Origin of the sequence: Neobacillus sp. NPDC093127 (assembly GCF_044754175.1) — a bacterium.
In the GTDB taxonomy this organism is placed as follows: Bacteria; Bacillota; Bacilli; order Bacillales; family Cytobacillaceae; genus Neobacillus.
The window spans coordinates 83,167-92,889 of record NZ_JBIVOP010000019.1; the positions used below are offsets into that span (position 1 = coordinate 83,167).

Here is a 9,723-nt window from a genome sequence, read left to right on the forward strand (position 1 = left end):
CTCGGCGCTAAAGCGCCTGCGGGGTCTCACCTGTCCCGCTGCTCCCGCAGGAGTCTCGCGCCTTCCACTCCAATCAACATTGTGATCAAAATCAACAATGTGCTTTAACACATCTTTTTGAAAAAATCTTGTTCACCATTCGCCAACTGGCTTACTTTTGCGGAACCTCTTGTGGTGCCGAGACCCCACTGCTGATTCCCGATAACAAAATCTCGGTCTGCAAGGCAATATATTCTTCGAGAGTAAATAACTTTCGTAAGGCCCAGCGGCGGAAGCCCCACATTTGCCCCTGGACAAAAATATTATGGGCGATGAGTTCGACCTGTTTTTTCGATAGATTCAGTTCGCCGTTTTCGACACAGCGGGTGAGCAGGTCCTCAAACATCGCCACCATTTCCATTTCCTTTTTCAACACATACGGAATGGCGTCCTTTGACAGTGATTTCACTTCCTGGTACATCACCAGTACCTCGGCCTGCATTTCATCCATTACTTGGAAGAAATTAGCGATTCCCAGCTTCAAACTCGCAAGCGTTCCTGTTTTCAAAGAGAGGTCCTGCTGCAGGCGCTCGCTGACATGGTCATAAATGCTGTCACAAACAAGATAAAGCACGTCTTCCTTTGTGCGAATATATTCGTAAAGCGTCCCGATGCTGAAGCCGGCCGCCTTGGCAATTTCCCTCGTCGTTGTCCGGTGGAAGCCCTTTTGTTTAAAAAGGGTGACGGCCCCTTTGATCATTTGATCGCGCCGCTTTTGCACGAGACGTTCATCTTTGACGGATGCCTGAACTTCTCTTTTTTTCATCATTTAGTGATCATTCTCGAGATAACGAGACGCTGAATTTCTTGTGTACCCTCGTAGATTTGCGTGATTTTCGCATCGCGCATGAATCTTTCGACCGGATAATCCTTCGTATAGCCATAGCCGCCAAACACCTGAACCGCCTCAGTGGTTACCTTCATCGCCGTGTCGCCGGCAAATAATTTCGACATCGCCGATTCCTTTCCGTATGGCAAGCCGTTTGATTCAAGCCAGGCAGCTTGATAGGTTAATAGTCTTGACGCTTCGATTCCCGTCGCCATATCGGCCAGCTTGAAGCTGATTCCCTGCTGGGCGGCGATTGGTTTGCCAAATTGGTGGCGTTCTTTTGCATAATCGACAGCCGCATCTAAGGCACCTTGGGCAATCCCCACAGCTTGAGCGGCAATCCCATTGCGGCCGCCGTCAAGCGTCATCATCGCGATTTTAAAACCGTCGCCTTCTTCACCAAGCCGGTTGGCGATCGGAACCTTGCAATCTTCAAAAATAATTTCCGTTGTCGGCGAGGACCGAATCCCAAGTTTCTTTTCCTTTTTGCCGACAGAGAAGCCCGGAAAATCGCTCTCGATGATGAAGGCTGTTGTGCCTTTTTGCTTGCTGGATGGATCCGTTAAGGCAAAGACAACATAAATATCGGCCACGCCGCCATTGGTGATGAAAATTTTTGAACCGTTGAGGACGTAATGGTCGCCTTCTAAGCGGGCCGTCGTTCTCATACCGCCTGCATCGGAGCCGCTCCCAGGTTCAGTTAAGCCGTAAGCGCCAATTTTCGTGCCTTCGGCCATTGGGCGGAGGTAGGTTTGTTTTTGCTCCTCGCTGCCGAATTTGTAGATCGGCCAGCCGGCAAGGGAGGTGTGCGCGGAAAGAAGGACACCTGTTGATGCGTCGACGCGGGACAGCTCCTCCACGGCGATACAGTAAGCAAGATAATCGCTGCCGATGCCGCCGTACTCTTCCGGCCAAGGAATTCCTGTTAAACCAAGCTCCGCCATTTTGTCAAAAATCTCACGATCAAAGCGCTCCTCTTCATCACGCTCAGCCGCCGTCGGTGCTACTTCATTTCGCGCAAAATCCCGCACCATTTTGCGAATCATTTCATGTTCTTCGGATAATTTAAAGTGCATTATAGTTGCCTCCTCTTAAATAAAAAGCTCTTTTTGTGGAAAAGGGGCGGAGCGCCGCATAAACGAATCGGTATAACCAGTCCAAGTGAAAATATACAATTCGTCCTTTGAATAGGTGAAGCCTGGCTCTGCTCACACCGCCTTTATTATGTTGGTGTACTACTCATATAAAAATATTTCCATTCATGGGTTGGGAGTTGAAACTCATGTTAGTTTTTAAAGATACTTACTAATCACAATCCGCTGTATCTCGCTTGTGCCTTCGTAGATTTCCGTTATCTTGGCATCGCGGAAGTAGCGCTCCACTGGATAGTCCTCGGTATAGCCATAGCCGCCAAACACTTGAATGGCTTCCGTTGTCACTTCTACCGCAGTACGTGCGGCAAACAGCTTCGCCATCGACGCTTCCATCCCGCATTTCAGGCCACGGCCCCGTAAATCTGCGGCACGATAGATTAATAGTTTTGCAGCTTCCACATTTGTGGCCATGTCAGCGAGCTTAAACCCGATTCCCTGCTGGACAGCTATCGGTTTGCCGAATTGCTGGCGCTCTTTCGCGTAGGCGGTTGCGGCTGATAGTGCAGCCTCGGCAATTCCAAGGGCCTGGGCGGCAATTCCAATGCGGCCGACCTCAAGGTTTGCCATCGCGACCTTAAAACCATCACTTTCACGGCCGAGAAGGTTTTCTACTGGAACATGCATATCCTCGAATGTCAGCTGCACCGTTCGGGAGCCATGCAGTCCCATCTTCTTCTCATCCTTGCCAATCACAAGACCAGGGGTATTTTTTTCAACAATAAAGGCGGCAATTCCTTTTGTCCCTAATTTCGGCTCGGTTGAAGCAAAGACAATATAAACATCGGCCTCTCCGCCATTGGTAATAAACATCTTCGAGCCGTTGATAACATAATGATCGCCCTTCTTCACGGCACGGGACTTTAAGCTGGCCGCATCAGAACCGGAACTTGGCTCCGTTAAGCAAAACGCCCCCAAATATTCGCCTGAAGCAAGCTTTGGCACATATTTTTGTTTCTGTTCTTCCGTTCCAAAATAAAGGATCGGCATCGTACAAACTGATGTATGAACCGAAAGAATGACACCAATTGTGGCACTCACCCTTGATATTTCATTAATAGCAAGGATATACGAGGTAAAGTCCATTTCGGCACCGCCGTATTTTTCCGGAACGGGAATGCCCATTAGGCCGAGCTCACCCATTTTGCGAAGAATCTCGCGCGGGAATTCCCCTTTTTCCATGTTATCTATAAATGGGGCAACTTCGCTCTCTGCAAAATCACGCACCATTTTCCGCATCATTTCTTGTTCCGCTGTAAATGTAAGCTTCATGCAAATCTCCCCTTTTGGAGAATCTAAAGTGGCAGTATTCATTGTTACAACCCCTTTTCACTAAAAACTTATATGGAGTTCCACGCCACCATCTACCATGGTAATAAATTCAGAGAACTATCCCTGCCAATAAAGGTGGTGTGAGCAGAGCTAAGGTTCACTTTGTTCATTGCCTAAAATGTAAAGTACCAGCTAAACTCGTCTAAACTAGTTCACCTTTTGCGGCGCTCCGCCCCTTTTCCATAAAAAATGGGATCAGACGCTCGCTTACTCGTAAGTGTAGAAGCCGCGTCCTGTTTTCTTGCCGAGCCAGCCTGCTTTCACATATTTACGCAGCAGCGGACATGGACGGTATTTATCGTCACCGAAGCCTTCGTGGAGCGTTTCCATAATGTAAAGGCATGTATCAAGGCCGATGAAATCAGCTAACGTTAACGGTCCCATCGGGTGATTCATCCCAAGCTTCATCACTTCATCAATCGCTTCTTTCGTGGCGACACCCTCATACAAGGTATAAATCGCTTCATTGATCATCGGCATCAGCACGCGGTTGGAAACGAATCCTGGGAAGTCATTAACTTCCACGGGGACCTTGCTTAACGTTTTCGTCATGTCCTCGATAACTTGGTACACTTCGTCAGCCGTTGCCAAGCCGCGGATAATTTCGACGAGCTTCATCACCGGCACCGGATTCATAAAGTGCATGCCAATAACCTTTTCCGGGCGCTTCGTTGCCGCCGCTATTTCAGTAATCGGCAATGACGAGGTATTGCTCGCTAAAATCGCATGCGCCGGCGCGATTTCATCAAGCTGGGCAAAAATTTTCGTTTTGATTTCCATATTTTCTACTGCTGCCTCGATGACAAGGTCGACTTCAGCAGCATCGTTTAGGTCGGTTGATGCTGTCAGTCTTGCCAGCACCTCCTGCTTTTGTTCCGCTGTTATCCGGCCTTTATCGACATTACGAGTGAGATTTTTGTTGATGACCCCGAGCCCGCGCTCGACAAACTCATGTCTTAAATCATTTAATAACACTTGATAGCCTGCTTGCGCACAAACCTGGGCAATCCCCGAGCCCATTTGCCCCGCACCGATGACCATTACCTTTGAAACCTTCATGTGTTCCCCTCCGATTAGGGGCTAAAACTCGAGTTTAGCCCCGGTTTTTTTAAAAAAAAATGGTTTTGGCTATTTTCTTATGGTTTTGGCTATTTTTTCGGGTGTTTTGGCTATTTTTTTCACCCTTTTGGCTATTTTTCATGCCCTTTTGGCTAATTAGACATTTATTGGAAAAATAACCCCTGATTCACAGGTACGCTTAAGCCCGCGGAACCTCGATCATCACGGCATCACCCTGACCGCCGCCGCTGCAAATCGCAGCCACACCAATTCCGCCGCCGCGCCGCTTCAATTCGTGCATCAGAGTAATGATAATCCGCGCGCCGCTTGCGCCAATCGGATGCCCTAACGCGACCGCACCGCCATTGACATTGACCTTTTCTGGATCAAGGCTGGCGATTTTTCCACTGACTAAAGCGACAGCTGCGAACGCCTCGTTGATTTCAAACAAATCAATTTCATCTAAGCTCCTGCCCGTTTTACGCAAAAGCTCATTGATGACCAGCCCCGGTGTTTGCGGAAAGTCCTTTGCTTCCACGGCAATCGCGGCATGGCCGAGGATCACCGCTTCGACTTCACGACCTTCACTTACAGCTCGTTCTTCGCTCATGAGCACAAGGGCGGCCGCACCGTCATTGACACCAGGGGCATTCCCGGCGGTAATGGTTCCCGTTGAATTAAATACCGGCGCTAACTTCGCGAGCCGCTCTAAAGAAGTGTCCCTCCGCGGTCCTTCATCATGCTCGACCACCAGCGGAGCCCCTTTTCGCTGCGGCACCTCTACGGCAACAATTTCTTCGGCAAACTTCCCGCTCTCCATCGCAGCAATCGCCCGAACATGGCTTCTCAATGCCCACTCATCCTGTGCCTCGCGGCTAATATCCATTTCTTCAGCTGTCGAGTTGCCGTAAGTGCCCATGTGAACACCGGTAAAGCTGCAGGTCAAGCCGTCATGAATCATTAAATCCTTAACAGCACCGTCGCCCATTCTGTAACCCCATCTTGCTTTTGGTAAAATATATGGCGCGTTGCTCATCGATTCCATCCCGCCTGCGACAATCACTTCTTCATCACCGGCACGGATGATTTGGTCGGCCAAGCTGACACTGCGCATCCCCGAGGCACAAACCTTATTGATCGTTTCTGTTTTCACTTCCCAAGGAAGGCCAGCATGATGGGCGGCCTGACGGGAAGGGATTTGTCCCTGTCCCCCTTGTAAGACGTTTCCCAAGATGACTTCCTGCACATCCCCAGGCTTCACGCCCGCACGCACCAACGCTTCTTTAACAGCAATGCCCCCAAGCTGTGAAGCGGTAAAGCTGCTTAAATTTCCCCCTAATTTTCCAAAAGGTGTTCTTACCCCGCTTAAAATCACCGTTCTCCCCATTCAAAACATCCTCCCTTTTCCCAATATTCAGTCATGTGGATGTAAACGTACCCTTTTCGGCGACTGAACGCTCGCTCGAAAACTAAGCAAAAAAAACATGCGAATGACATTTAAAATGTAAGCGTTTTATCTATATTCTTATTTTACATAAAAAGGAGCAGAAGTTGAAATGTTTTAACGCAAAATTGCTAAAATTCCACAAATTAAAGCAACAAATCAACCTCTGCCAGGCTATAAATTACGATTAAGAAGCTTCCCCACAAACTGCTTTTTCTAAGATTTCAGCGACATCATAGGTCGCAACCTTTTCTTCAACCTCTTTCGCCTTCGTTCCGTCCGATAGCATCGTTAAACAGTATGGACATCCAGAACTGATGACCGAAGGATTGACTTCCAATGCCTGCTCGGTCCTGCTGACGTTAATGCGATGGCCCGTTTCTTCCTCCATCCACATCAAGCCTCCGCCGGCACCGCAGCACATCGCCTTTTCGCGGCTCCGTTCCATTTCGACGAGCTTCACGCCGGGAATTGCTTTTAAAATTTCCCGCGGCGGATCGTAGACATCATTATAGCGTCCTAAGTAACAGGAATCATGGAAGGTAATGGTTTCGTTGACCGCATGTGTGGGAACAATCCGGCCATCCCTCACAAGCTCAAACAAAATTTCGGTATGATGATACACTTCCACATCCTTCAAGCCGAAATCAGGGTATTCATTTTTGAAAATATTATAGGCATGCGGGTCGATGGTGACAATTTTCTTGACCTCGGCCTTTTCAAATTCCTCGATATTTTTCGCTGCCAGCTCTTGGAACAAGAACTCATTGCCAAGACGGCGCGGTGTGTCACCAGAGTTTTTCTCTTTGTTGCCAAGGATGGCAAATTTCACGCCCGCTTCGTTCAGCAGCTTCGCAAACGATAAGGCAATCTTCTGGCTGCGGTTGTCGTACGAGCCCATCGCGCCAACCCAGATGAGGTATTCGAATTCCTCGCCGGCCTTGTTCATTTCCTTCACGGTTGGAATCTGAACATCATCGCGGACATCACGCCAGTTTTCGCGCTCTTTCCGGTTTAAGCCCCATGGATTGCCTTGGCGCTCAATATTGGTCATCGCGCGCTGGGCATCGGCATCCATTTTTCCTTCGGTTAAAACTAAGTAACGGCGGAGGTCGATAATTTTATCAACATGCTCGTTCATCACTGGACATTGGTCTTCACAGTTCCGGCAGGTTGTACACGCCCAAATTTCTTCCTCGGTAATCACGTCGCCAATCAAGCTTGGACTGTAAGCAAGCGCAGCAGCTGATTCCTCTGCCCCCTGCCCGGCCGCAGCAAGGGCAATTTGGTTTCCTTTTGTGTTTCCAAACGCGAATGTCGGCACCCATGGCTGCTTTTGCGTAACCGCGGCACCGTGATTTGTTAGGTGATCGCGAAGCTTAACGATTAAGTCCATTGGTGACAGCATTTTGCCTGTTCCCGTTGCCGGGCACATATTCGTACAGCGGCCACACTCAACACAGGCATAAAAATCAATCATTTGGTGCTGGGTAAAGTCTTCAATTTTTCCAACCCCGAACGACTCTTGTGTTTCATCTTCAAAATCGACCTTTTGCAGCTTACCCGGTTTTTCTAATCGGTTAAAATAAACGTTTGCTGGCCCGGCGATTAAGTGCGCATGCTTGGATTGCGGCACGTATACCAAGAAAGTCAATAAGAACAATAGGTGCGCCCACCAGGCAATGTAGAAAATTGCAATTGAAGCGGTTTCACCAAGCCAGGAAAACATAAGCGAAATCACGGAGGCGACTGGCTCTGTCCAGGACGGATCTTCACCGTGCCAGATGATGCCCATGCCATTTCCGACAAGAACGGAAACCATCAAGCCGCCAATAAACAGGAGCACAAGGCCTGATTTGAAATTGCGCTTTAGGCGGACTAATTTTTCAACATAGCGGCGGTGGAACGCCCAGATGACCGCGACAAGGATCATCAATGTGACAATCTCTTGGAAAAAAGTAAACCCGGCATAGAGCGGACCTAACGGCAGGTGCGCCCCAGGTTTAATGCCTTTGATAATAAAATCAATTGCGCCAAATTGGACAAGGATGAAGCCGTAAAAAAACATAACGTGGATGGCGCCGCTTTTTTTATCCTTGAGGAGTTTTTTCTGCCCAAACACGTTTACCCAAATTTTTTGGAGCCGCTCTTTGACATTGTTGTCAAACTCGACCTTTTTGCCAAGTTTAATAAAGGCAATCCTTGTTTTCACGACATAGACGAACAGACTAATTGCGTAAGCGGTTACAAATAAAAATGCAATGAGGTTGACCCATAAAAGACCATTCATATAAAAAACGCCCCTTTCTTCGTTACTGATCATTTTTGCAAGTTGTCGAAAATAATTAATTTTCTGAACTTATCCCTAATTCTATTATATGGTGAATGAGCATTCAGTCAACCAATTTTTCGAAAGATTTCCTCGACTTATAGAAATAACCGCGCTCGGAAAGACTAACAACACCGAATGGGGGAAAGATTTTCAATGACATTTGCACTCATTTTGAGCGGGCTGCTCGTTCTTATCATTTTATGGCTTGTCCTCGATTTTAGGCTGGGCAGAAAGAAGCATCTTTCGCTGGCAGGCCAAAGGGAAACTGCTATCCTCCATGGCCGTTTTGAGATTTTCACACACGGAAAGGAGCTGTTTCGTGATTATTTCGCCGAAATCCGTGATGCAAAAAAACATATCCATGTATTGTTTTATATTGTTAAAGACGATCGCCTAGGCGAGGAATTTTTCACTCTTTTAAAAAGAAAGGCACGGGAAGGTGTAGAGGTTCGGCTCCTGCTTGACCGAATGGGGAGCTGGGAGGTTAACAAGGTGACGGTAAAGGGATTGCTTGATGCCGGTGTCCAATTTGCGTTTAGTAATCGGATTAAGCTTCCCTTTCCGTTTTATTCCTCACAGGTCCGGAATCACCGCAAGATTTCAATTATTGACGGCGAAATCGGGTACCTCGGCGGCTTTAATGTCGGGCTGGAATATATTGATGAAGACCCAAAACTCAGCCCGTGGCGCGATTACCATTTAAAAATAAGCGGCGAAGGGGTTAATTTTTTGCAGAGTGAGTTTTTAATTGATTGGAAGGAGTATGGCGGCGAGAATTTATTAGGCAGGCCGGCTTATTTCCCAAGGCTGCCAAAGGGTGAGGTCCGCCATCAATTTATTCCTGCGGAAGCGGGTCAGCTTGAAGTAAGCTTTCTTCGCTTGATTCAGAAGGCTGAGCAATCAATCATGATTGGCACCCCTTATTTTATTCCAAGTGCGGCGATTTTTGCAGAATTAACGGAGGCTCAGCGCCGCGGCGTCAACCTTACCGTGATGGTACCCTATACCGCTGACCATTTCCTCGTCCAAGAGGCTTCGCTCCGCTATTTACGAAAGCTTCTTGCAGCGGGTGCTTCGGTATATCAATATAAAAACGGTTTTTATCATGCGAAAACAATTGTGATTGATGACAAAATCTGCGACATCGGCACGGCCAATTTTGATAAACGGAGTTTGTTTTTAAATAAAGAAATCAATTGCTTTCTTTACGATCCGGCTTTTATTAACCGCGTTAAGGCTGTAATTGAAAAGGATATCCGCGACTCCGAGCGATTGACATTGGCCGAACTCAATAAAGCGAATTTGTATCGGTCTGTGAAGGAAGGCCTGGCTGGAGCGATTTCTTACTTTTTATAAGGCTGTGTTAAAAGTGAATGTTGATTTCCGTTCCAGGCGCTTCGCTTTCCGCGGGGCGGGCGGTGAGCTTCCTCGGCGCTAAAGCGGAGGCCACTGAAAAAGTCCACTTTTTAAGCAGTTTAAAGGTAGATTTTATCGACCTTTAAACTGCTTTTTTGTTTTATAATAAAATTATAAAATT

The 9,723-nt window shown here is 47.7% G+C and carries 7 protein-coding genes; 1 reads left to right on the forward strand and 6 read right to left on the reverse strand.

The window, feature by feature from the left end; all coding sequences use genetic code 11:
- Positions 1-151: 151 nt before the first annotated feature.
- The 6 genes from ACIQCO_RS21995 to ACIQCO_RS22020 form a co-directional block, all read right to left on the reverse strand.
- Positions 152-805, reverse strand: coding sequence for a TetR/AcrR family transcriptional regulator (locus ACIQCO_RS21995; protein ID WP_400432669.1), 654 nt, complete (start codon positions 803-805; stop codon positions 152-154).
- Positions 805-1,944: an acyl-CoA dehydrogenase gene (locus ACIQCO_RS22000; protein WP_400432672.1), complete on the reverse strand. Its 1,140-nt coding sequence runs from the start codon at positions 1,942-1,944 to the stop codon at positions 805-807. Before ACIQCO_RS22000 ends, ACIQCO_RS21995 begins: the two co-directional genes overlap by 1 nt.
- A gap of 216 nt (positions 1,945-2,160) precedes the next feature.
- On the reverse strand, positions 2,161-3,291 hold the full coding sequence (locus tag ACIQCO_RS22005) for an acyl-CoA dehydrogenase (RefSeq protein WP_400432675.1): 1,131 nt from the start codon (positions 3,289-3,291) through the stop codon (positions 2,161-2,163).
- Positions 3,292-3,558: 267 nt separating this feature from the next.
- On the reverse strand, positions 3,559-4,410 hold the full coding sequence (locus ACIQCO_RS22010; RefSeq protein WP_400432677.1) for a 3-hydroxybutyryl-CoA dehydrogenase: 852 nt from the start codon (positions 4,408-4,410) through the stop codon (positions 3,559-3,561).
- 199 nt (positions 4,411-4,609) lie between these two features.
- Positions 4,610-5,797 carry an acetyl-CoA C-acetyltransferase gene (locus tag ACIQCO_RS22015; protein ID WP_400432680.1) on the reverse strand — a complete coding sequence of 396 codons (1,188 nt, stop codon included), beginning with the start codon at positions 5,795-5,797 and terminating at the stop codon, positions 4,610-4,612.
- A 244-nt stretch (positions 5,798-6,041) separates the two neighbouring features.
- The gene (locus ACIQCO_RS22020; RefSeq protein ID WP_400432683.1) at positions 6,042-8,144 is read right to left on the reverse strand and encodes a (Fe-S)-binding protein; all 2,103 of its coding nucleotides are present in this window, start codon (positions 8,142-8,144) and stop codon (positions 6,042-6,044) included.
- 195 nt (positions 8,145-8,339) lie between these two features.
- Here ACIQCO_RS22020 and cls point away from each other — a divergent pair, with 195 nt between their 5' ends.
- Positions 8,340-9,542, forward strand: coding sequence for a cardiolipin synthase (gene cls / locus ACIQCO_RS22025; RefSeq protein WP_400432686.1), 1,203 nt, complete (start codon positions 8,340-8,342; stop codon positions 9,540-9,542).
- Positions 9,543-9,723: the final 181 nt, after the last annotated feature.

Coding starts and splice junctions, on each gene's coding strand:
- cls (WP_400432686.1), top strand. CDS start 8,340: ATGACATTTGCACTCATTTTGAGCGGGCTGCTCGTTCTTATCATTTTA.
- ACIQCO_RS22010 (WP_400432677.1), bottom strand. CDS start 4,410: ATGAAGGTTTCAAAGGTAATGGTCATCGGTGCGGGGCAAATGGGCTCG.
- ACIQCO_RS22005 (WP_400432675.1), bottom strand. CDS start 3,291: ATGAAGCTTACATTTACAGCGGAACAAGAAATGATGCGGAAAATGGTG.
- ACIQCO_RS22000 (WP_400432672.1), bottom strand. CDS start 1,944: ATGCACTTTAAATTATCCGAAGAACATGAAATGATTCGCAAAATGGTG.
- ACIQCO_RS22015 (WP_400432680.1), bottom strand. CDS start 5,797: ATGGGGAGAACGGTGATTTTAAGCGGGGTAAGAACACCTTTTGGAAAA.
- ACIQCO_RS21995 (WP_400432669.1), bottom strand. CDS start 805: ATGAAAAAAAGAGAAGTTCAGGCATCCGTCAAAGATGAACGTCTCGTG.
- ACIQCO_RS22020 (WP_400432683.1), bottom strand. CDS start 8,144: ATGAATGGTCTTTTATGGGTCAACCTCATTGCATTTTTATTTGTAACC.